Annotated in this window: 20 protein-coding genes; 11 read left to right on the top strand and 9 right to left on the bottom strand. The window is 73.8% G+C overall.

Annotated features, from left to right (window positions below; all coding sequences use genetic code 11):
* Positions 1-20: 20 nt before the first annotated feature.
* Positions 21-914, top strand: coding sequence for a hypothetical protein (locus LCD31_RS10700; protein ID WP_224957677.1), 894 nt, complete (start codon positions 21-23; stop codon positions 912-914).
* Positions 915-982: 68 nt separating this feature from the next.
* Entirely contained in the window at positions 983-1,927 is a 945-nt protein-coding gene (locus LCD31_RS10705) for a COX15/CtaA family protein (protein WP_255615117.1), read from the top strand.
* Positions 1,928-1,953: 26 nt separating this feature from the next.
* Here the strand turns inward: LCD31_RS10705 and LCD31_RS10710 are convergent, their stop codons facing one another.
* The 3 genes from LCD31_RS10710 to LCD31_RS10720 all read right to left on the bottom strand — a co-directional run bounded on the left by LCD31_RS10710 (position 1,954) and on the right by LCD31_RS10720 (position 3,725).
* Entirely contained in the window at positions 1,954-2,445 is a 492-nt protein-coding gene (locus LCD31_RS10710; RefSeq protein WP_224957679.1) for a GbsR/MarR family transcriptional regulator, read from the bottom strand.
* Positions 2,446-2,538: 93 nt separating this feature from the next.
* Positions 2,539-3,411, bottom strand: a complete 873-nt coding sequence (locus LCD31_RS10715) for a hypothetical protein (protein ID WP_224957680.1) — start codon at positions 3,409-3,411, stop codon at positions 2,539-2,541.
* Positions 3,408-3,725 carry a hypothetical protein gene (locus LCD31_RS10720; protein ID WP_224957682.1) on the bottom strand — a complete coding sequence of 106 codons (318 nt, stop codon included), beginning with the start codon at positions 3,723-3,725 and terminating at the stop codon, positions 3,408-3,410. The genes LCD31_RS10715 and LCD31_RS10720 overlap by 4 nt, the downstream gene beginning before the upstream one ends.
* 146 nt (positions 3,726-3,871) lie before the next feature.
* Between LCD31_RS10720 and LCD31_RS10725 the strand changes: the two genes are divergently transcribed.
* Positions 3,872-4,840, top strand: a complete 969-nt coding sequence (locus LCD31_RS10725; RefSeq protein ID WP_224957685.1) for a quinone oxidoreductase — start codon at positions 3,872-3,874, stop codon at positions 4,838-4,840.
* A gap of 53 nt (positions 4,841-4,893) precedes the next feature.
* On the top strand, positions 4,894-5,829 hold the full coding sequence (locus LCD31_RS10730) for an ABC transporter substrate-binding protein (protein ID WP_224957687.1): 936 nt from the start codon (positions 4,894-4,896) through the stop codon (positions 5,827-5,829).
* A 77-nt stretch (positions 5,830-5,906) separates the two neighbouring features.
* On the opposite strand, the gene LCD31_RS10735 is transcribed toward LCD31_RS10730, so the two are convergent.
* Positions 5,907-6,890, bottom strand: a complete 984-nt coding sequence (locus LCD31_RS10735) for a hypothetical protein (protein ID WP_224957689.1) — start codon at positions 6,888-6,890, stop codon at positions 5,907-5,909.
* A 122-nt stretch (positions 6,891-7,012) separates the two neighbouring features.
* Positions 7,013-7,957, bottom strand: coding sequence for a heme o synthase (locus tag LCD31_RS10740; RefSeq protein ID WP_224957691.1), 945 nt, complete (start codon positions 7,955-7,957; stop codon positions 7,013-7,015).
* A gap of 745 nt (positions 7,958-8,702) precedes the next feature.
* On the opposite strand from LCD31_RS10740, the gene tkt reads away from it, so the two are divergent.
* The 7 genes from tkt to LCD31_RS10775 all read left to right on the top strand — a co-directional run bounded on the left by tkt (position 8,703) and on the right by LCD31_RS10775 (position 17,812).
* The gene (gene tkt / locus LCD31_RS10745; protein ID WP_224957692.1) at positions 8,703-10,802 is read left to right on the top strand and encodes a transketolase; all 2,100 of its coding nucleotides are present in this window, start codon (positions 8,703-8,705) and stop codon (positions 10,800-10,802) included.
* A gap of 14 nt (positions 10,803-10,816) precedes the next feature.
* Positions 10,817-11,917: a transaldolase gene (gene tal / locus LCD31_RS10750; RefSeq protein WP_224957693.1), complete on the top strand. Its 1,101-nt coding sequence runs from the start codon at positions 10,817-10,819 to the stop codon at positions 11,915-11,917.
* 187 nt (positions 11,918-12,104) lie between these two features.
* Positions 12,105-13,739 carry a glucose-6-phosphate isomerase gene (locus tag LCD31_RS10755; RefSeq protein ID WP_224957694.1) on the top strand — a complete coding sequence of 545 codons (1,635 nt, stop codon included), beginning with the start codon at positions 12,105-12,107 and terminating at the stop codon, positions 13,737-13,739.
* Complete coding sequence (zwf, locus tag LCD31_RS10760) at positions 13,736-15,271, top strand: glucose-6-phosphate dehydrogenase (protein ID WP_224957695.1); 1,536 nt, start codon at positions 13,736-13,738, stop codon at positions 15,269-15,271. The genes LCD31_RS10755 and zwf overlap by 4 nt, the downstream gene beginning before the upstream one ends.
* Positions 15,268-16,257 (top strand): glucose-6-phosphate dehydrogenase assembly protein OpcA, encoded by a 990-nt coding sequence (gene opcA / locus LCD31_RS10765; protein ID WP_224957696.1) that lies wholly within the window; start codon positions 15,268-15,270, stop codon positions 16,255-16,257. The genes zwf and opcA overlap by 4 nt, the downstream gene beginning before the upstream one ends.
* A complete protein-coding gene (pgl, locus tag LCD31_RS10770) occupies positions 16,254-17,006 on the top strand; it encodes a 6-phosphogluconolactonase (RefSeq protein ID WP_224957697.1) in 753 nt (250 codons plus the stop codon). Before opcA ends, pgl begins: the two co-directional genes overlap by 4 nt.
* 128 nt (positions 17,007-17,134) lie before the next feature.
* Positions 17,135-17,812, top strand: a complete 678-nt coding sequence (locus LCD31_RS10775; RefSeq protein WP_224957698.1) for a pyridoxamine 5'-phosphate oxidase family protein — start codon at positions 17,135-17,137, stop codon at positions 17,810-17,812.
* A 144-nt stretch (positions 17,813-17,956) separates the two neighbouring features.
* On the opposite strand, the gene LCD31_RS10780 is transcribed toward LCD31_RS10775, so the two are convergent.
* From LCD31_RS10780 to LCD31_RS10795, 4 genes are all read right to left on the bottom strand, one after another.
* Entirely contained in the window at positions 17,957-18,892 is a 936-nt protein-coding gene (locus tag LCD31_RS10780; protein ID WP_224957700.1) for a phosphotransferase family protein, read from the bottom strand.
* A gap of 207 nt (positions 18,893-19,099) precedes the next feature.
* Positions 19,100-19,573 (bottom strand): ribonuclease E activity regulator RraA, encoded by a 474-nt coding sequence (gene rraA / locus LCD31_RS10785; RefSeq protein WP_224957701.1) that lies wholly within the window; start codon positions 19,571-19,573, stop codon positions 19,100-19,102.
* Positions 19,574-19,724: 151 nt separating this feature from the next.
* The gene (gene hypB / locus LCD31_RS10790) at positions 19,725-20,477 is read right to left on the bottom strand and encodes a hydrogenase nickel incorporation protein HypB (protein ID WP_224957702.1); all 753 of its coding nucleotides are present in this window, start codon (positions 20,475-20,477) and stop codon (positions 19,725-19,727) included.
* Between the two features lie 140 nt (positions 20,478-20,617).
* On the bottom strand, positions 20,618-20,959 hold the full coding sequence (locus LCD31_RS10795) for a Rieske 2Fe-2S domain-containing protein (protein ID WP_224957703.1): 342 nt from the start codon (positions 20,957-20,959) through the stop codon (positions 20,618-20,620).
* Between the last annotated feature and the right edge of the window lie 235 nt (positions 20,960-21,194).

Below are 21,194 nucleotides of genomic sequence, written 5' to 3' on the forward strand. Positions count from 1 at the left end.
ACCGGAAGTAGGGTGAGAGCATGACTGAGCAGCACGCCGACGTGACGCCCGGCACCGAACTGGCCCGCCCCTGCCACCGCAGCCTGGAACCGCTGCACTCGCTGATCTACTTCAGCCCCGAAGCCGAGGAGGAGTTCGGCGCGCTCGGCCTCGACGGCACCCGGATGCGCTACTTCGCCGGCCGCGCCGCCCCGATGGGCGCCGTCGGCGCGGGAGTCGTCGCCGCCACCTTCTACAACTTCAACCCGCGGGTGATCGCCGAGGTCATCCCGCACGCGTGGACGATCACCACCCCGGAAGCCGTCGTCGCCGCCCGGTTCCGCGCCGCCGACACCGCGCTGCGCAAGCTGCTCGGCCCCGAGACGATCGCCTCCGAGGAGCTCGCGGAGGCCGCCGCGCTCGCCCGCCGCGCCACCGAGGCCTGCCGTCCCGAAGCCCGCCCGCTCTACGCCGGGCACGCCGACCTGGAGTGGCCGGACGAGCCGCACCTGGTGCTCTGGCACGCCCAGTCGCTGCTGCGCGAGCACCGCGGCGACGGCCACCTGATAGTGCTGCAGGCGGTGGGCCTCACCGGGCTGCAGGCGCTGGTCCTGCAGTCCGCGAGCGGCGAAGGACTCTCCCGGCAGTTCTCGCAGGCCAGCCGCGGCTGGTCCGATGAGGAGTGGGCGCAGGCGCAGCGCGAACTCGCCGACCGCGGCCTGCTCGACGCCGACGGCGGGCTCACCGAGCGGGGTGTCGCCTTCCGGGAGGACGTCGAGCAGCGCACCGACGCGCTCGCCGCCGCCCCCTGGGCCCACCTCGGCGCGGAGAACGCGCAGCGCCTCGCCGGGTACGGCAAGAAGCTCAGCACCCAGGTGCTCAAGGCCGGCGCGTTCCCGAAGGGCACCTTCGCCCGCGAGAAGCGCGTGGAGTGACCTGCGGCGCACCACCTGGCGGCCGGGCGGTGCGGGGCGGCGAATACCATCGATGCGTGCCGTCGTCGATGCTGTCCCGGATCCCGGCCGCCGACCACCGCCTGGTGCGCTGGCTCGCGCTCGCCGTCCTCATCACCCAATCGCTGATCTCGGTGACGGGTTCCGTGGTGCGGGTGACGGGCTCCGGCCTCGGCTGCCCCACCTGGCCGCAGTGCTTCCCGGGGAGCATGGTCCCGGTCGACCACCCCGAGGTGGCGACGCTGCACCAAGTGATCGAGTTCGGCAACCGCACGCTGACCGGCCTCGTCGGGTTCGTCGCGCTGGCCTGCCTGATCGCCGCGTGGCGGGTGCGCCCGCACCGGCCGCGCCTGGTGAAGCTGGCGCTGGTCATGCCGCTGGGCGTGCTCGCGCAGGCCGTCATCGGCGGCATCACGGTGCTGGTGGACCTGAGCTGGTGGAGCGTGTCCATCCACTTCATGGCCTCGGCCGTGCTGATCTGGCTGGCCGCGTACCTGTTCAAGGCCGCGGGCGAGGGCGACGAGCCCGCGACGCCGGTGCTCCCGGCCCGGATGCGCCGGCTGCTGGTGGCGCTCACCGCGGTGACGGCGGCGATGCTGGTCGCGGGCACGCTGGTGACCGCGGCCGGGCCGCACGCCGGGGACGCCGACACGCCGCGGCTCGTGGTGCCGGTGCCGACGCTGGTGCAGGTGCACGGCCTGCTGGTGATGGCGTACGTGTGCCTGCTCGCGGTGTTCGGCGTGTGGCTGCGCGGCGCCCGCCCGACCGGCGCGCTGCTGAAGGCCTACGGCGCGGCGTGCGTGCTGGTGCTGGCGCAGGGGGCGCTCGGCTCCGCGCAGTACGTGCTCGGGGTGCCCGGGGCGCTGGTGGTGCTGCACGTGCTCGGTTCCACCCTGGTGATCACGGCGACCGCGCTGCTGTGGTGCGAGTCCCGCTACCGCGGGCCGGTGCCGCGGGTCCCGGCAGGCGAATCCGCGGAGCCCGTCCCGGCTTGACCGCCGGTTCCGGTGCCCGGCCCGGCTCAGTAGCGCAGTGCGCGGCGCTCCCGCTCCCACCGCTGCCAGAGCTGCGGCATCTCGCCGGAGAGCCACTTGTAGAACTCGTGCACGGTGCGCAGCCGCCGCGCCCGCTCCCCCTGGCCGCTGAACATCCGCAGCCCGTCCTCGGTGAGCTGTTCGAGCCCGGTGACCTGCTCCATGCGGTGCCGGACCAGTTCCGGCCAGCGGTGCTCCTCCACGCGATAGAGCGCGGCCTCGCGGCCCTGCCGGGTCGTCTTGGAGATGACCCCGAGGCGCAGCAGCAACCGGACGTTGGTGCTGACGGAGCCGCTGCTGGCGTTGAGCCCGTGGGAGAGCTCGGCCGCGGTGCGCTCCGGCGGGTCGCAGATCAGCAGGAACGCGAGGATCCGTCCGGCGATGAGCGGCATGCCCTCGGTCGCTTCGAAGTGCGCGGCCATCTGCTCGATCCACTCGGACATGGCGGGACGGTCGGTGCGCTGGGCGTACTCGGTCACCTCGGATGCCTCCGACTGATCGACTTCAACCGATGCTGAAACCATAGACTCAGGAGAACGGCGAAGCCACCCCGACACGCCCCGGAAGCGGGCTCACCCGGCCAGCGCCGCCCGCACCGCCGACGCGAACCGCGGCTTCGCCCCCGGATCCGCCTGGCGGAACCCCAACGACGGTTCGGTCAGCTCCAGCTCCAGCAGCAGCGGCGACCCGTCCTCCCGGCGCACCAGGTCCACCCGCGCGTACAGCAGCTCGGACCGGCGCATCCCGTGAATCGCCGCCGCCGCGTCCACCGCGTCCTCCGCCGCGCGGCGTAGCGCCGCATCCGGCTCCACCCCGAAGCGGTCGCCCGGTCCCGGCCCCGGCGCCGCCGGATCCGGCAGCATCGCGCCCTTCACGAACGCGTGCGAATAACCCCCGCCGACGAACACCAGCGCCGTCTCGCCCTCCCGGTCCACCGCCCGCTGGTAGGGCTGCACCAGCACCGTGTGATCCACGGCGTGCAGCGCGGCCACGTGCGCGGCCTCGGTGTCCCGCTCCCCCACCGCGAACCGGGCCGCGCCCCGCGAGCTCGCCCCCACCGAGGGCTTCAGCACGAACTCGAAGTCCGGGCAGCGCAGCGGTTCGCCCGGTGCGATCAGCTCCGTCGGCACCACCGGGACGCCCCGCGCGGCCAGATCGGCGAGGTAGGTCTTGTCGGTGTTCCAGCGCGCCACCCGCGCCGGGTTCACCAGCGCGGGCACCGACTCGCACCAGGCCAGGAAGTCCTTGCGCCGGGGCGGGTAGTCCCAGGTGCTGCGCAGCACCACGAGCTCGGCGGAATCGAACGGCGCGGCCGGGTCGTCCCACGGCGCCCAGGCCGCGGGCACGCCCAGCTCGGCCAGCACCTCCGGCAGGTCGGTGTCGTCGGCGTTCGAGCGGGGCAGCTCGGCGCAGCTGGCGAGCAGGACCCGAGGTGCCGGTCTCACCGGGCCCGCGGGCCGGCCATCTTCCGGCGGTGCGCCGGGCCGATCTGCAGCGCGGCGGTCGTGTCGCCGTCCCACTCCCCCGCGGTGACCTGCTCGACGGCCTCGACCACGGCCTCCCCCGCCGCGACGCCTGCGACCAGCACGTCGCCGAGCGCGCCGTCCTCGCCGATCAGCACGATGCGGGCGCCCGCCTGGCCGAGGTTCTCCACCACGGCTCGCGCGGAACCGCCGTGGCCCGCGGCGAACGCCTTCACCCGGGCGATCGCCTTCGGCTCGGGCGCGGTGCTCTGCTCGGTGTCGTTCTCGGCTGCCATGCGGGTGATCCTAGACAACCACCCCGACGACACGGGGCGAACAGTTACCCAGGCCACCGCCCGGCCGCCTCCGCGCCTGCGAGAGTGGGGATGATCCCCGGCGGCCGTCCCGGCGCCGGGCGGACGAGGCGATCTAGGAGGCACGCATGCGCGCGATTCGGGTACCGGCCCACGGCGGACCGGAGGTGCTGGAGCCCGCCGAACTGGACCGGCCGACCCCGCAGTCCGGTGAGCTGCTGGTGGAGGTGTCCGCGGCCGGGGTGAACTTCATCGACACCTACCAGCGCAGCGGCCTCTACAGCGTGCCGCTGCCGTTCACCCCCGGCGTGGAGGGCGCGGGCACCGTCCGCGAGGTCGGCCCGGACGTCACCGGATTCACCCCCGGCGACCGCATCGCGTGGGCCATGACGCCCGGCGGCTACGCCGAGCAGGCCGTGGTGCCCGCGCGCAACTCGGTCCGCGTCCCCGACGGCGTCGACGACCGGACGGCGGCCGCCGCGATGCTGCAGGGCATGACCGCGCACTTCCTCGTCACCTCCACCCACCCGATCCGCCCCGGCGAGACGGCGCTGGTGCACGCGGCGGCGGGCGGCGTGGGACTGCTGCTCACCCAGCTGATCAAGGCGCGCGGCGGGAACGTGATCGGCACCGTGTCCACCGACGAGAAGGAGCGGCTGGCGCGCGCGGCCGGTGCCGACGAGATCATCCGCTACACCGACGCCGACGTGGCCGAGGAGGTCCGCGACCTCACCGACGGGCGCGGGGTGGACGTGGTCTACGACGGCGTCGGCAAGGACACCTTCGACGGCAGCCTCGCGTCGCTGCGCCCGCGCGGGACGCTCGCGCTGTTCGGCGCGTCCAGCGGGCCGGTGCCGCCGGTGGACCCGCAGCGGCTGAACTCGGGGGGCTCGCTGTTCCTCACCCGGCCGTCGCTGGCGCACCACATGCTGGATCGGGAGGAGCTGGACCGGCGGGCCGGGGAGATCTTCCAGGCGGTGCGCGCGGGTGAGCTCGACGTGCGCATCGGCGGCAGCTACCCGCTGGAGCAGGCCGGCCGGGCGCACGAAGACCTGGAGGCGCGCCGCAGCACGGGCAAGCTCCTGCTGCTGCCCTGAGCGGAACGCGCCCGCCCGGGAACTCCGGGTGCCCCGCGACCGACTGATCGACCGTGATCGATCGCGTGATCGGGCGGCGCGGTGCGCTGGCGCTGCTCGCGGCCGGGCTGCTCGGCGGCTGCCGAGCGGCCCCGGCCGAAGCCGGCCGCGGACTGGTGACCCTGGACGGCGGGACGGCTCGCCTCGCCCTGCTGCTGGGGCGCGAACAGGTGGGCACGGTGGCGGTGACCGGCGGTGACCCGGTGCTGCCCGCGATCGCGGCCGTGCAGGGCGCGCCGGTGCTCGACCTCGGCGGCGCGGGCGGACTGGACCTGGAGGCGCTGGCCCGCCTGCGCCCGGAGATGCTGGCCGGGCACCGGCTGCCCGGGGTCCCGGCGGAGCTGCTGCGCGGACTGGCCCGGTTGCGGCTGGTGCGGCGCACCGGGGACGTGCGCGCGGACGCGCTCGCGCTCGGCGCGGCGGTGGGCGCGGCCGGAGCCGCGGTGGCCGCGTGGGAGGCCTTCGAGCGGGACCGCGCCGAGCTCGCCGCCCGCCTCGCGACCCGCCGGATGCCGACGATCTCGGTGCTCGGCGAGGGCCGCGGCGACGAGGTGGTCACCACGGTGTCCGGCTCGACGGCCGCCGGACAGGTGCTGCGGGCGCTCGGCGTGGCCCGGCCCCCTGCGCAGGAAGCGGTCGCGGACGGGCCGCTGCCGTTCCCGGAGATCTCCGGCGAACGGCTCGGCGAGCACGACGCGGACCTGCTGGTGGTGCTGCGCGGCAACGCCGGGTCGGTGCGGGAGCAGCCGCTGCTGCGGACCTCGCCCGCGGTGCGCGCGGGCCGGGTGGTCGAGGCCGACCAGTTCGAGTGGGCGGCCCTGGCCTCGCTGCCCAGCGCGCGCTGGGTGCTGGCCGACCTGGCCGGGCTGCTGCTGGAGCGGGCCGCGCCACTGCTCGGCATCGGCTCGCCCGGGGGCCTCGATCGGCTGCGCGGGTTCCGCGCCGGCTGAGGGCTCCAGCCGACCGGCTGCTCCAGCCGACCGGCCGCTCCAAGCAGGCCCGGTCGCTCCAAGCAGGCCCGGCCGCGCTAGCCGACCCGGTTCCGCAGCCGCAGGCCGAAACCGCCCGCCGCCAGCAGCACCACACCCACCAGCAGCACGATCAGCGGCCCGCCGAGCGCACCGCCGGTCCAGTGGTACAGCGCCTCCGGCACCGCGACGGTCACCCCGAGCACGCCGAACACCAGCAGCACCGCCGAGCGCAGCGCCACGAACGCGGCGAAGCAGCCGACGGCCAGCACGAACGTGATCGCGTAGCTCCACGACTGGTGCGCGATCACGGTCCACTGGGCGCCGGTGAGCGCCGTCGCCGCCGCGATCCCGAAGCCCACGTCGCGCCGCACCCGGCCCGCGCGGCCCCGGGTCGGCCGGTCGAGCACACCGCGCACCGCGAGCACCGCCCACAGCCCGCCGAGCACGATCAGCACCAGCATCTGCGGCACGGACCCGCTGCCCGGTAGCTCATCGGCCAGCGCGAGCGCGAACCAGAATGCGAAGGCACCGGTCGCCACCAGCCCCGGCACCGCGGGCAGCAGCGCGTACCCGGCGGCGGCCGCGACCAGCCCGAGCCCGCTCGCGGACAGCGAGGAGTCCGAACCGTCCAGCCCGGCCACGACCGCCATCGCCGCGGACCCGGAGGCCAGCGCGAGCAGTGCGGACACGATGCGGCTGCGCCGCGAGGGCGCATCGTCGGCGAGCTCCCGCGCACCGCGCGGGCCGCCCGCGATGAGTCCGCCCGCGACCACGAGCACCGCGGTGGCGGCGACCAGCAGGCCGATCCGGGCCGCGGTCGACAACACCTCCCAGGACATGCCGACCAGCAGCGACGCACCGCCGATCACGAGTGCGCCGCCCGCGTACCCGAGGACCTCCCAGACCCCGCCCGCGCGCTGCGGTGCGGGTTCGGCGGTGAGCTCGGCGCGCACCGCATCGGCCTGCTCGGAGGTCAGCGTGCCGCGTTCGACGAGGCGCTCCAGCGCCTGCCGGTGCCGCGGCGGCAGTTCCGCGCTCATCGATCTCCCTCCACCGGTGATCCGCGCCGACTGTCGCACACGCGGCCGGGCCCGCGGTGGAGGGTGCGACGGCCCGCGCGACGACCAGTTGGGACGGCGCCGGACCGCTCAGCTCGTGGCGATCACGCGAACGGCCAGCCCAGCACCGGCAGTCCCAGTGCCGAGTCCACCGCCAGCGCCACGCACACGATCATCAGGTACGTGTTGGACATGTGGAACAGCCGCATCGGCTTCGTCGGCTCGCCCCGCTTGGTCGCGGTGTGCAGCCGGTGCGCGAGCCACAGGAACCAGGCGCCGGAGAGCACCGCGAACGCGGTGTAGAGCCACCCGGTGGCGGGGGCCAGCAGCAGCGTCCACAGCACCATCAGCCAGCTGTAGGCGACGATCTGCCGCGACACGTAGGCCGGTTCGGCGACGACGGGCAGCATCGGCACGCCGGCGCGCTCGTAGTCCGCCTTGTACTTCACCGCCAGCGCCCAGGTGTGCGGCGGTGTCCAGAAGAAGATGATCCCGAACATGACCAGCGCGGGCCAGTCCACCCGCCCGGTCACCCCGGCCCAGCCGATGACCACCGGCATGCACCCGGCGGCCCCGCCCCAGACGATGTTCTGCGCGGTGCGGCGCTTGAGCACCAGCGTGTAGACGAGGACGTAGAACAGGATCGTGGCGACCGCCAGCACCGCGGCCAGCAGGTTCGTCGTCGCCCACAGGAACGCGAACGAGCCGAGCCCCAGCGCGATCCCGAACAGCAGCGCGTGCCGGTTGGAGACGGTGTGGCGCACCAGCGGCCGGGCCCTGGTGCGCTGCATGACCTGGTCGATGTCGGCGTCGGCGACGCAGTTGAGCGCGTTGGCGCTGCCCGCGGCCATGGTGCCGCCGACCAGGGTGGACAGCACCAGCCACGGCGACGGGATGCCGCGCTCGGCCAGCAGCATCGCCGGGATGGTGGTGACCAGCAGCAGCTCGATGACGCGCGGCTTGAGCAGGCCGAGGTAGGCCTTGAGCAGGTCGCCGGGCCGCCGCGCGTGCCGCTGCGCCCCGCCGACCGGGGTTTCGGTGCTGGTCACGAGGCCGCCCCTGCCGCGCGGGCCGCGAGCCGCACGCCGTGCTCCGCACCGCCGGGGAGCGCGGTCCGCCCCGCGGCCGGGGCCGCGCCGTGGTGTCCGCCCGAAGCGCACCGCATCGCAGGCATGGGACTCCTAGTCAGCTCGGGGTGACCACCGGAACGACGGCGACCGACCGCCCTGAATGGTAGGCGCGCTACACCCCAGCGCCGCCCGCAGGGTCCGGGCGCGCGCCCCGGGGGGCCTCGCGGCCGGGACCGGACCCGGCGGCGCCGGTACCGTGGGGTGAGCCACCGGACACGCTCCGCGCGGAAGGCACGCCCACCGCGCCGCGTTGCCGGTGGTGGGGTCCGCCGCACCGTCGCGGGATCGGCCCCGCGGCGGTCGAGGCGCCGCCGGGCGGGCGACGCACCGCGAACCGGGCCGGGCACCGGCCGTGGCGCCCCGGGCACGCACCGTCGACGCCCCGGGGGGCACGGCCGTGGCGGCACCGGTGAGCTGCGCGAACACCGGCCGGCGCGGTTCGGCGCCGCACGACGAGGGGTCTCCGGCGATGCAGGCGGTTGACCCGCGATCCTCTCACCCCGGTGGGGGACCGCATCAATTCAGGCGGGCCGCCGCGCGCCCACGAGGTCACGACTAGGCTGCCCGCTGGACGAGGGATAACTGCGGTCCGAATCGGTCCGGGTCAGCGGGCGACGCGCCGGAGCCGCGAAGGACCGCTTCGAGGGAAACTGGAGCTGCGTCCGTGTCCGTCACCGACGATCTTGCCCGCTTGACCACCAAGCGACTGCCCGCAGACTGGACCGAGTTGGACCAGCGCGCCGTGGACACGGTCCGGGTGCTGGCCGCCGACGCGGTCGAGAAATGCGGCAGCGGGCACCCAGGCACCGCCATGAGCCTGGCCCCCGCCGCCTACGCGCTGTTCCAGCGCGTCATGCGGCACGACCCCACCGACGCCGACTGGATCGGCCGCGACCGCTTCGTGCTGTCCGCCGGTCACTCCAGCCTGACGCTGTACCTCCAGCTGTTCCTGTCCGGGTACGGGCTGGAGCTGGACGACATCAAGGCCCTGCGCACCTGGGACTCCAAGACCCCCGGTCACCCGGAGTACTGGCACACCCCCGGCGTGGAGACCACCACCGGCCCGCTGGGCCAGGGCCTGGCCACGGCCGTCGGCATGGCGGTCGCCGCCCGCCGCGAGCGCGGTCTGCTGGACCCGGAGTCGGCCCCGGGCGAGAGCCCGTTCGACCACCAGATCTACGTGATCGCCTCCGACGGCGACATCGAGGAGGGCGTCACCTCCGAGGCCTCCTCGTTCGCGGGCACCCAGCAGCTGGGCAACCTCACGGTGATCTACGACGCGAACGAGATCTCCATCGAGGACGACACCCGCATCGCGCTGTCCGAGGACACCGCGAAGCGCTACGAGGCCTACGGCTGGCACGTCGTCACCGTCGACGGCGGCGAGGACGTCTCCAGCATCCTGGACGCGCTGGACGCGGCCAAGGGCAAGCCGGAGCAGCCCACGCTGGTCGTGCTGCGCACCGTGATCGGCTTCCCCGCGCCGACGAAGATGAACACCGGCAAGGCGCACGGTGCCGCGCTGGGCGGCGAGGAGATCACCGAGATCAAGAAGGCGCTGGGCTTCGACCCGGAGCAGACCTTCGAGGTCTCCGACGAGGTCCTCGCGCACGCCCGCAAGGCCGTGGAGCGGGGCAAGGCCGCGCACGCCGAGTGGCAGAAGTCCTACGACGCGTGGGCCGCCGAGCACCCCGACCGCAAGGCGCTGCTGGAGCGGATCCGGGTCCGCGAGCTGCCCGCGGGCTGGTCCGAGAAGCTGCCGACCTGGGAGGCCGACGGCAAGGGCGTCGCCACCCGCAAGGCCTCCGGTGAGGTGCTCAACGCCCTCGCCGACGTGCTGCCGGAGCTGTGGGGCGGTTCCGCCGACCTGGCGGAGAGCAACAACACCACGATGAAGGGCGTCGACTCGTTCGGCCCGAAGCACATCTCCACCGGGATGTGGAACGCCCAGCCGTACGGCCGGACGCTGCACTTCGGCGTCCGCGAGCACGCGATGGGCTCGATCCTCAACGGCATCGCACTGCACGGCGGCACCCGCCCGTACGGCGGCACCTTCCTGATCTTCAGCGACTACATGCGGCCCGCGGTGCGGCTCGCGGCGCTGATGAACGCCCCGACGATCTACGTGTGGACGCACGACTCGATCGGCCTGGGCGAGGACGGCCCGACGCACCAGCCGATCGAGCAGCTCTCCTCGCTGCGCGCCATCCCCGGCCTGTCGGTGGTCCGCCCCGCGGACGCCAACGAGACCGCCTTCTCCTGGAAGGCGATCTTGGAGGACACCAGCGGCCCCGCCGGGCTGGCGCTGACCCGCCAGGGCGTGCCGACGCTGGAGGGGACCGACGCCGAGGGCGTCGCCAAGGGCGGCTACGTGCTGGCCGAGGCGTCCTCCGGCACCCCCGAGCTCGTGATCATCGCCACGGGCTCCGAGGTCCAGCTGGCCGTCGAGGCCAGGAAGATCCTGGAGGCCGACGGCGTTGCCACCCGCGTGGTGTCGATGCCGTGCGTCGAGTGGTTCGACCGGCAGGACAAGGCCTACCGCGAGCAGGTGCTGCCCCCGTCGGTGCGCGCCCGCGTCTCCGTCGAGGCCGGCATCGCCCAGTCCTGGCACCGGTTCACCGGTGACCTCGGCGAGAACGTCTCGATCGAGCACTTCGGCGCCTCGGCGGACTACAAGACCCTGTTCGAGAAGTTCGGCTTCACCACGGAGGCGGTCGTCGACGCCGCCCGGCGGAGCCTGGAGAACGCGCGCTCGAACGCGTGAGTGGAGGTATTGCAGTGACGAACAACCAGAACCTCACCGCGCTCAGCCAGGCGGGCGTGGCGATCTGGCTGGACGACCTGTCCCGCCAGCGGATCACGTCCGGCAACCTGACCGAGCTGATCAACGACTACGCGGTCGTGGGTGTCACCAGCAACCCCACGATCTTCGCGAAGGCGCTGTCCAACGCGGCCGACTACAACGACCAGGTCCGCGAGCTCGCCGCCCGCGGCGCCGGCGTGGACGACACGGTCCGCGAGCTGACCACGAAGGACGTGCGCGACGCCGCCGACGTCTTCCGCAACGTCTACGAGGCGGGCGACGACGGCCGGGTCTCCCTGGAGGTCGACCCGCGGCTGGCCCACGACACCGACCGCACCGTCGCCGAGGCGCTGGAGCTGTGGAAGGCCGTCGACCGGCCGAACCTGATGGTCAAGATCCCGGCGACGGTCGAGGGCCTGCCCGCGATCACCCGGGTGCTGGCCGAGGGCGTCAGCGTGAACGTGACGCTGATCTTCTCCGTGGAGCGCTACCGGGACGTCATGGACGCCTACCTGGCGGGCCTGGAGCAGGCGAAGGCCAACGGCCACTCGCTGAACACCATCGCCTCGGTCGCCTCGTTCTTCGTGTCCCGCGTGGACACCGAGATCGACAAGCGGCTGGAGGGCGTGGAAGGCGGCCAGGACCTGCAGGGCAAGGCGGCCATCGCCAACGCCCGGCTGGCCTACGCCGCCTACGAGGAGGTCTTCTCCTCGGACCGCTTCCAGGCGCTGGCCGCGGACGGTGCGAAGCCGCAGCGCCCGCTGTGGGCCTCCACCGGCGTGAAGGACCCGGCGTACTCCGACACCCGCTACGTCGATCAGCTGGTGGCGCCGAACACGGTGAACACCATGCCGGAGGCGACGCTGTTCGCCACCGCCGACCACGCCCAGGTCGAAGGCGACCAGGTCCGCGGCACCAAGGACGCCTCGCAGCAGGTGTTCGACGCGCTGACCGAGATCGGCATCGACCTCGACGACGTGTTCGCGGTGCTGGAGCGCGAGGGCGTCGAGAAGTTCGAGAAGTCCTGGGAGGAACTGCTCGACACCGTGCGCGAGCAGCTCGACCAGGCCAAGTAGGCGAACGGCCGTTCCACCGCGGGTGTGCCCCGCGCCCGCCCCCGGGCACGCGACATTCCACGGAATTCGCGTGCCCCGGGTGCTGTGGCGGGTGGGCCCGGTCAGGCTCATCGGGGTACCCCCGCGGCGGAGGCGTCCGGTCCGCCCACCGGCCGGCGTCGCCCATCCCCTAGACACGAGGAATCAGATGGCAACCGAAACTTCAGTCGAGATCGCAGACGAGGGTCTGGCCGGGGAGGCTCGCGCGCTCGCCGAGCGGCTGGCCGCGGACGGCGCGGCGAGCGGTCTCGCCGCGGGCGACGCCACCCTGTGGGGCCCGGACGCCGAGAGCGAAGCCTCGATCCGGCTCTCCTGGACCACCCTGCACGAGACCTCCCGCCCGCTGCTGGCGGAGATCGCCGAGCTGCGCGCGGAGCTGCACGCCGACGGCGTCGACCGGGTCGTGCTCGCCGGCATGGGCGGGTCCTCCCTCGCCCCCGAGGTGATCACCGCGACCGCGGGCGTGCCGCTGACCGTGCTGGACACCACCGACCCGGGTCAGGTCGGGGACGCGCTGTCCGGCGACCTGGACCGCACCGTGCTGGTCGTGTCGTCGAAGTCCGGCACCACCGTCGAGACCGACAGCCACCGCCGCATCTTCGAGGCGGCGTTCTCCGCGAACGGAATCGATCCCGCTACGCGCATCGTCGTGGTCACCGACCCGGGGTCACCGATGGAGACCGCCGCCCGCGAGGCCGGGTACCGCCGCGTGTTCACCGCCGACCCGAACGTCGGCGGCCGCTACTCGGCGCTGACCGCGTTCGGGCTGGTCCCGGCCGGGCTGGCCGGTGCCGACATCACCGCGCTGCTGGACGAGGCGGCGAGCGCGTTCGAGCTGGTCCGCCAGGACTCCGCGGACAACCCGGCGGTGCGGCTGGCCGCGGCGTGGGGCGCGGCGCACGAGCGCGGCGCCGAGAAGCTGGTGCTCGCCGACGGCGGCTCCGGCATCCCCGGCTTCGGCGACTGGGCCGAGCAGCTCATCGCCGAGTCCACCGGCAAGCAGGGCACCGGCCTGCTGCCCGTGGTCGTGGAGAACCCGCAGGCCCCCGGCTTCGCCGACGCGGGCCGCGACGCCACCACCGTAGCCGTCGGCGGCGCCGGCGCCGGCGCGCAGCTGGTGACCACCGGCCCGCTGGGCGCCCAGTTCCTGCTGTGGGAGTTCGCCACCGCGCTGGCCGGGCGGCTGCTGGGCATCGATCCGTTCGACCAGCCCGACGTGGAGGCCGCGAAGAAGGCCGCCCGCGCGCTGCTCGACGGCCCCGACGGCGGTCCGGTCGTGACGCCGGCGCTGGTGTCCGGTTCCATCGAGGTCTACGCCTCCGGCGACTGGTTCACCGCCGGGGTGGGCACCGTGGCCGAGGCGCTGCGCGCGTTCGTCAAGTCCGCGCCCGCGCACGGCTACCTGGCGGTGCAGGCCTACCTGGACCGCCTCGACGACGCCTCCGCCGCGCTGCTGCGCCCCGAGCTGGCCCGCCGCACCGGCCTGCAGACCACCTTCGGCTGGGGACCGCGCTTCCTGCACTCCACCGGCCAGTACCACAAGGGCGGTCACCAGAACGGCGCGTTCCTGCAGATCACCGGCGAAGCCGAGAACGACCTGGAGGTGCCGGAGCGGCCCTACTCGCTGGCGGGCCTGCAGCGCGCCCAGGCGCTCGGCGACGGCCAGGTGCTCGTCCAGCACGAGCGCCCGGTGCTGCGGCTGCACCTGACCGACCGGGCCGCCGGTCTGGTCGAGCTGGTCAAGGCCGTTCAGGAACTGCACGACGAGAGGGGTGGGGCGTGAGCGCCAGGAACCTGCCGCGCAACCCGCTGCGGGACCCGCGCGACAAGCGGCTGCCGCGGATCGCCGGGCCGTCCGGCCTGACGATCTTCGGCGTGACCGGGGACCTGTCCCGGAAGAAGCTGATGCCCGCCATCTACGACCTGGCCAACCGGGGGCTGCTGCCGCCGGGGTTCGCCCTGACCGGCTTCGCCCGCCGGGACTGGGAGGACCAGGACTTCATGCAGGTCGTCTACGAAGCGGTCAAGGAGCACGCGCGCACCCCGTTCCACCAGTCCGTGTGGGACCGGCTGGCCGAGGGCATCCGCTTCGTGCCGGGCTCGTTCGACGACCCGGAGGCGTTCGACCGCCTCGCCGAGACCGTCAAGCAGCTCGACGAGGAGCGCGGGACCGGCGGCAACCACGCCTTCTACCTGTCGGTGCCGCCGTCGGCGTTCCCGACGGTGCTGACCCAGCTGTCCCGCTCCGGGCTGACCGACCAGTCCCCGGACCAGTGGCGCCGGGTGGTCATCGAGAAGCCGTTCGGGCACGACCTGGAGAGCGCCCAGCACCTCAACAAGATCGTCAACGAGGTGTTCCCCGAGGACTCGGTGTTCCGCATCGACCACTACCTCGGCAAGGAGACGGTGCAGAACATCCTGGCGCTGCGCTTCGCGAACCAGCTGTTCGAGCCGCTGTGGAACGCCCACTACGTCGACCACGTGCAGATCACGATGGCCGAGGACATCGGGCTCGGCGGCCGCGCCGGGTACTACGACGGCATCGGCGCGGCGCGCGACGTCATCCAGAACCACCTGCTGCAGCTGATGGCGCTGACCGCGATGGAGGAGCCGGTCAGCTTCTCCCCCGAGGACCTGCGCGCGGAGAAGCTGAAGGTGCTCTCGGCGACCAAGCCGGTCGGCCCGTTCAGCGAGACCACCGCCCGCGGGCAGTACACCGGTGGCTGGCAGGGCGGTTCGCTGGTTCCGGGCCTGCACGAGGAGGGCGGCTTCGCCAGCGACTCGACCACCGAGACCTATGCGGCGATCACCCTGGAGGTGGAGAGCCGCCGCTGGGCCGGGGTGCCGTTCTACCTGCGCACCGGCAAGCGGCTGGGCCGCCGCGTCACGGAGATCGCCGTGGTGTTCAAGCGCGCCCCGCACCTGCCGTTCGACGACACCATGACGGAGGAGCTGGGCCAGAACGCCCTGGTCGTCCGGGTGCAGCCGGACGAGGGCGTCACGATGCGCTTCGGTTCGAAGGTTCCGGGCACCTCGATGGAGGTGCGGGACGTGACGATGGACTTCGGCTACGGCCACGCGTTCACCGAATCGTCCCCGGAGGCGTACGAGCGGCTGATCCTGGACGTGCTGCTCGGCGAGCCGTCGCTGTTCCCGGTCAACGCCGAGGTGGAGCAGTCCTGGCGGATCCTCGACCCGGTCCTCGACTACTGGGCGGCGCACGGAGCGCCGGAGAACTACAAGGCCGGGACGTGGGGGCCGCCGACCGCGGACTCCATGATGACCCGCACCGGACGTGTCTGGAGGCGCCCGTGATCATCGACCTGCCGTCGACGACCACCTCGCAGGTCAACAAGAAGATGGTCGAGCTGCGCGAGACCGGTGGGGCCGTCGCGCTCGGCCGGGTGCTGACCCTGGTGATCGTCACCGGGGACGGCACCGAGACGGAGAAGGCCATCCAGGCCGCCAACGACGCCAGCCGGGAGCACCCGGCGCGGGTGATCGTGGTGGCCCGGGGCGCCAAGGAAGCCGCGCCGCGGCTGGACGCGCAGATCCGCATCGGCGGGGACGCGGGCGCCTCGGAGGTCGTGGTGCTGCGCCTGTACGGCGCGCTGGCCGACGAGGGCGCCGGTTCCGTGGTGCCGCTGCTGCTGCCGGACGCGCCGGTGGTGGCGTGGTGGCCGACCGAGGCCCCGGAGGTCCCGGCGAAGGACCCGATCGGGATGCTCTCGCACCGCCGGATCACCGACGCGGCCGCGGAGCCCGACCCGATCGAGTTCCTGAAGACCCGCGTCGGCTCCTACGTGGAGGGCGACACGGACCTGTCCTGGACCCGGCTCACCTCATGGCGCGCGATGCTCACCGCGGCGCTGGACCTGCCGCCGTACGAGGCGGTGACCAGCGCCGTCGTCACCGGTGCCGCGGACTCCCCGTCCACGGACCTGCTGGCGGCGTGGCTCGGCGCCTACCTGGAGGTCCCGGTGTACCGGGTGGAGCACCCGCGCGGCCCGGGCATCGTCTCGGCCGAGCTGCGGCGCCCCTCCGGCTCGGTCAAGATCGTCCGGCCGGACGGGAAGGTCGGCACGCTGACCCAGCCGGGCCAGCCGGACCGCCGGCTCTCGCTGCACCGCCGCGAGGTGCGGGACTGCCTGGCCGAGGAGCTGCGCAGGCTCGACCCGGACGAGATCTACGAGATCACCCTCGGTGGGCTGGCCGGGATCCGGCGCGTCGACCAACCCCCCGCCGCCGACGAGCCCGAGCAGGCGGCGACCGAACCGGAGCAGGCGGAAGGCGAGGCATGACCAGGCAAGAAGTCGTCGTGCACGGCGACGGCGAGGTCCTGGCGGCGGCCGCCGCCGCCAGGTTGATCACCCGGATCGTGGACGCGCAGGCCGCGCGCGGATCGGCGTCGGTGGTGCTCACCGGCGGGCGCACCGGCATCGGCGTGCTCGAACAGGTCCGGCACTCCCCCGCCCGGGACGCGGTCGACTGGGCGAACGTGGACGTGTACTGGGGCGACGAGCGGTTCCTGCCGGACGGCGACCCGGAGCGCAACGAGACCCAGGCGCGGGCGGCGCTGCTCGACCACGTGGCGGTGGACCCGGAGCGGGTGCACCCGATGGCCCCGTCCGACGGCAAGTTCGGCGCGGACGCCGACGCGGCCGCCGCGCACTACGCGGAGCTGCTGGCGACGCTGGCCGAGCCGGCCGTGGAGTTCCCGGTGCCGCGCTTCGACGTGCTGCTGCTCGGCGTCGGCGAGGAGGGGCACACGGCGTCGTTGTTCCCCGACACGCCGTACGTGCGGGAGCGGGAACGCGCGGTGGTGGGCGTGCACGACTGCCCGAAGCCGCCGCCGACGCGGATCTCGCTGACGCTGCCCGCGATCCGGTCCGCCGCCGAGGTGTGGCTGATGACCACGGGCGCGGCGAAGGCCGAGCCGGTGGCGGCCGCGCTCGGCGGTGCGGATCCGGTGGACATCCCGGCCGCGGGGGCCGTCGGCCTGGAGCGCACCTTGTGGCTGCTGGACCCGGCGGCCGCGCCGCGCGGCTGAGCACGGCTGATCGAGTCCGGGCCGTCCGCTCCCCCTCGGGGCGGGCGGCCCGTTCGCGTGAAGTGGCCTTTCGTTTTCCCCGGAAATTGGACCTTGGGGGAGTCCACTTCGCCGCGCAGGATGAGCGCATGACCGAACCGACCACCGCACCGCCGTTGTCCTCGACGCCCCGCACCTCGCTGGGGCGCAAGAAGGACCGGGCCGCCACCGACCGCGCCGACCTGCACGACGTGCTCGACGGGGCGCTGATCTGCCACCTCGGCCTGGTCCTCGATGGCCACCCGCAGGTGCTGCCCACCGGGTACGGGCGCGACGGCGAGGTGCTCTACCTGCACGGCTCCACCGGGGCGCGCAGCGTGCTCGCGGCGGGCGCCGAACCGGAGGTGTGCGTGACGGTCACCCTGCTGGACGCGGTGGTGTACTCCCGCACCCTCAACGACCACTCGATGAACTACCGCAGCGCGGTGATCTACGGCCGGCCGCGGACGGTGCTGGACCCGGCGGAGAAGCTGCACGGGCTGCGGGTGCTGTCCGAGCACCTGGCGCCCGGCTCGTGGGACCACGCGCGGGAACCGGACGCGAAGGAGCTCGCCGCGGTGGCGGTGCTGGCCCTGCCGCTGGCGGAGGCCTCGGTGAAGATCCGCTCCGGTCCGCCCACCGACGACCCGGCGGAGCACGCGACGGGCGCCTGGGCAGGGGTCCTCCCGCTCCGCACCGAGTGGGGCACCCCTATCCCGGCCCCGGACCTCGGCCCCGGCATCCCGACCCCACCCCACATCGCGGACCGCCGCACCCCCAACGGCTGAGCGCCCACCGCCGCTGCCCTCTCCTGTCAGCGGCGAAGCCGCTGGGCAGCGACCACCTGGTCAACCGGACCACCCGCGGGTTCCCCGCGTTCTCCTCGCGAGGAGGACGCTGAGGTCCACCCCGACCCTGATCAGCAAGAGCCCTCACACCCGCCGGAGCCAGGTGTCGAAGTGCCGGTGCCGCAACGCGTAGCGGCAGCGCAGCAACCGCCACTGGCCGTACCCGGTGAACCCGGCGGGCCGGTGCACGCGCGCCCCGGCCAGCAGCGCCCACGTCCCCACCGCCAGGTCGTCGGCGATGGCGTTGAGCCGGTAGCGGGCGAGGCGCTGCTGATCGGGTCTGCCGTCGACGACCTCCGCGGCCCGGCGCCACTCGTCGTCGAGCTGGCAGGTCTCCACCAGCATCGCCGCGAGGTCGTGGTGCGGGTCCGCGTTGCCCGCGAAGTCGAAGTCCACCAGCCGCACCTCCCGGCCGGGGCCGACCAGCACGTTCGACGGGCTGCCGTCCCGGTGGCAGGGCCGCGAGTCCCGGCCGGCCGCCCGCAGCGCCGCGCCGATCCGGCGCACCCGCTCCCGCATCCAGGTGAAGTCCACCGGCAGCGGGACGCCCGCGGCCGCGGCGGCCTCCGACCACCGCTCGACGTCCTCGAACACGTCCCGGTCGACGGGCATCGCCGGGCCGCGGTGCAGCACCCGCTTCGCCGCGACGACCGCGCCGAGCACCTCGGGTTCCCGCAGGTGGTGCGGCTGCAGCGCCTGGAAGGTGGCGGGCAGCCGCTCGTAGCCGACGGCCCCGGCGGCGACGGCGCGGACGGCGGGCGCGACACCGGTGGTGTGCGCGACGGCCGCGCAGTCGGCGGCGCTCCCGGTGTCGACGAGCTCGGCGAGGGCCTCGGGCAGCACCGTCGCGAACCAGCCGTCGCACTCACCGGTGAGGAACAGGCAGTCGTGCACGGCGGCCTGCCGGGTGCGGTCCAGCCGCGGCGGCACCGCCCGCTCGTACTCGACGTCGTGGCGGCCGGTCAGGGCGTGCACCGCACGCCGGGTCCGCGGCTCCCGCGTGTCTGGACCGGCGCTCATCCGGCAACGCTTCCCACTCCTCGGACGTTAGGAGCGGGAACCGTCAGCTCTGCTACGCGCGCGTGTCCGGCCGGTCAACTGCCGCGGCGCAGATGTCCGGCAGGTAACCGAACCGGACATCCGGGGCGGTCCGCGCGCGATCCGGTCGTCCGCCGAGGTGAACGGCCCGTGTCCGGCCGGGCGACCGGGCCGTTCACCTGGGCCGGATCACGGTTCGGCGAGGACGACGACGCCGTCGTGGTCGCTCACCAGGTATTCGCCGGGCACGAACCGCACCCCGCCGAGCTCCACCGGCTCGTCGACGACGCCGTCGCCGGTCTTGCCGCTCTTGCGCGGGTTCGAGCCGAGCGCCTTCACGCCGAACTCCATCCCGGCCAGCACCGCGGTGTCGCGCACCGCGCCGTTCACCACGATGCCGGTCCAGCCGTTCGAGCGGCCGAGCTCCGCGATCAGGTCACCGACGAGCGCGGTGTGCACCGAACCGGCGCCGTCGATCACCAGCACCTGGCCCTCCCCCGGCTCGGAGAGCACCTTCTTGAGCAGCGCGTTGTCCTGGAAGCAGGTGACCGTGCGGATCCGCCCGGCGAACACCTCCCGCCCTCCGTACTGCCGGAACTGCACATCGCAGCTGCGGATGGCCGGTCCTTCGCGGTCCGCGAGGTCGGCGGTCGACAGGTCCATCACAGTCTCCTCGGCTGGGCCACCGGCGCCCGCGGCGCCGGACCTTCCCGGGCGCCGAGCCGACGCGGGCGACCGCGCCCGGAGCATGATCCGGCGAGCGTATCCGCCGATCAGCGCGCGGAGCGGGCCCGGGCGAGCAACGCCACAGCGCTCACGCGGGGATGGGCGCGGTCCCGTCGTGGTGCGCGCGCAGCCAGCGGCACCATTCGCCGATCCCCTCGCCGCGTTTCGCGGACAACCGCAACACGCGGATCCGCGGATTGATGCGCTGCGCGTGCGAGATGAATCGGTCCACGTCGAAATCGAGGTGCGGCAGCAGATCCACCTTGTTCAGCAGCACCAGATCGGTGCTGCGGAATACGTGCGGATATTTCAGCGGTTTGTCCTCGCCTTCGGTGACCGAGGCGATCAGCACCCGGTGGTGCTCGCCGAGGTCGAACAACGCGGGCGCGGCGAGATTCCCGATGTTCTCGATGAACACCAGCGACCGCCCGGCCGGTTGCAGCGACCGAAGTCCTTCGTCGACCATGTCGGCGTCGAGGTGCCCGCCGGAACCGGTGTTGATCTGCACCACGCGGCAGCCCGCGGCCCGCAGCCGGTCGGCGTCCAGGTGGGTCTCCTGGTCCCCTTCTATCGCCGAGATCGACACGGTCGAGCCGAGCTCGCGCAGCGTCCGCTCCAGGAGGGTGGTCTTCCCCGAGCCGGGCGAGCTCATCAGGTTCAGCGCGAGAATCCTGCGCCGTGCCAACGAGTTCCGCGTCCGCTCCGCCAACGCGTCGGAGATCCGCTGCCGGGGGACCGCACCGTCCGAAGCGGACGGTCCTTCGTGACCGCACGGCTCGGGGAAGTCCGGACCCGACACCCGGACCCCGGCGCGGCCCGCTGCTGCGTACCCACCGCGCATGGTCTCTCACACCTCCAGCTGCGGCGTCCGGGCGGATTCCGGCTGATCCGTCCAGACGCGGCAAAGATCATCTCATCGTCGCAGAGAACGGTTCGGTTCTCCATACCGGAATGGCCCGCGAAACGCGCTCCGCACGCACATCACGCGGATAGAGCAATGCGCGCGGAACCTTCGGAAACGGTCAGTGACCTAGCGGCGAGCCGGAACCGAGCACGTTTCCTGCCGACTCCCCCGGCGGACACGTCGAATGGTTCCGCGCACCCGGCGCACCACAGCAGATCCCCCAGCAACCGGCCGCCGCCGATGGGCAGCGCGCACTGCGGGCATTCGTCGCGGAACGCGCGCACGACGCCGTCCGCATTGCACACCGCGATGAATTCCCCACCGATCTTGGTGGTCACGACCTCCCCCGGAGCGAGGTCCGACACCCCCGGCACCGGCACCCACGACTGCGCGGGACGGCTGTTCTCGGACGACACCATGCGGGCCTGCTTCCTGCGACGACGCCGTGCTGCGGTGCGCCCCAAGCTACGACCGCGCCGCGACGGCCCACAACTCGATGTCCCCTCGTCCGGAGGACGCCGAACAACGCGAAGGCGGGGGGGGGGGGGGGGCCGCCCCCCCCCCCGGGGGCCCCCCCGCGGGGGGCCCCCCCGGGGGGGGGGGGGGGGGGGGGCCCCCCCGCGGGGGGGGGCGGGGGCGGCGGGGGGGGGCGGG

Source organism: Saccharopolyspora sp. 6M, assembly GCF_020176775.1.
GTDB classification, from domain to species: Bacteria; Actinomycetota; Actinomycetes; order Mycobacteriales; family Pseudonocardiaceae; genus Saccharopolyspora_C; species Saccharopolyspora_C gregorii.

Excerpts from the sequence above, each read along its gene's own strand:
- LCD31_RS10705 (WP_255615117.1), top strand. The coding sequence starts at position 983 with ATGCTGTCCCGGATCCCGGCCGCCGACCACCGCCTGGTGCGCTGGCTC.
- LCD31_RS10775 (WP_224957698.1), top strand. The coding sequence starts at position 17,135 with ATGACCGAACCGACCACCGCACCGCCGTTGTCCTCGACGCCCCGCACC.
- LCD31_RS10720 (WP_224957682.1), bottom strand. The coding sequence starts at position 3,725 with ATGGCAGCCGAGAACGACACCGAGCAGAGCACCGCGCCCGAGCCGAAG.
- hypB (WP_224957702.1), bottom strand. The coding sequence starts at position 20,477 with ATGCGCGGTGGGTACGCAGCAGCGGGCCGCGCCGGGGTCCGGGTGTCG.
- pgl (WP_224957697.1), top strand. The coding sequence starts at position 16,254 with ATGACCAGGCAAGAAGTCGTCGTGCACGGCGACGGCGAGGTCCTGGCG.
- LCD31_RS10755 (WP_224957694.1), top strand. The coding sequence starts at position 12,105 with ATGGCAACCGAAACTTCAGTCGAGATCGCAGACGAGGGTCTGGCCGGG.
- LCD31_RS10700 (WP_224957677.1), top strand. The coding sequence starts at position 21 with ATGACTGAGCAGCACGCCGACGTGACGCCCGGCACCGAACTGGCCCGC.
- rraA (WP_224957701.1), bottom strand. The coding sequence starts at position 19,573 with ATGGACCTGTCGACCGCCGACCTCGCGGACCGCGAAGGACCGGCCATC.
- LCD31_RS10725 (WP_224957685.1), top strand. The coding sequence starts at position 3,872 with ATGCGCGCGATTCGGGTACCGGCCCACGGCGGACCGGAGGTGCTGGAG.
- LCD31_RS10795 (WP_224957703.1), bottom strand. The coding sequence starts at position 20,959 with ATGGTGTCGTCCGAGAACAGCCGTCCCGCGCAGTCGTGGGTGCCGGTG.
- LCD31_RS10780 (WP_224957700.1), bottom strand. The coding sequence starts at position 18,892 with ATGAGCGCCGGTCCAGACACGCGGGAGCCGCGGACCCGGCGTGCGGTG.
- LCD31_RS10735 (WP_224957689.1), bottom strand. The coding sequence starts at position 6,890 with ATGAGCGCGGAACTGCCGCCGCGGCACCGGCAGGCGCTGGAGCGCCTC.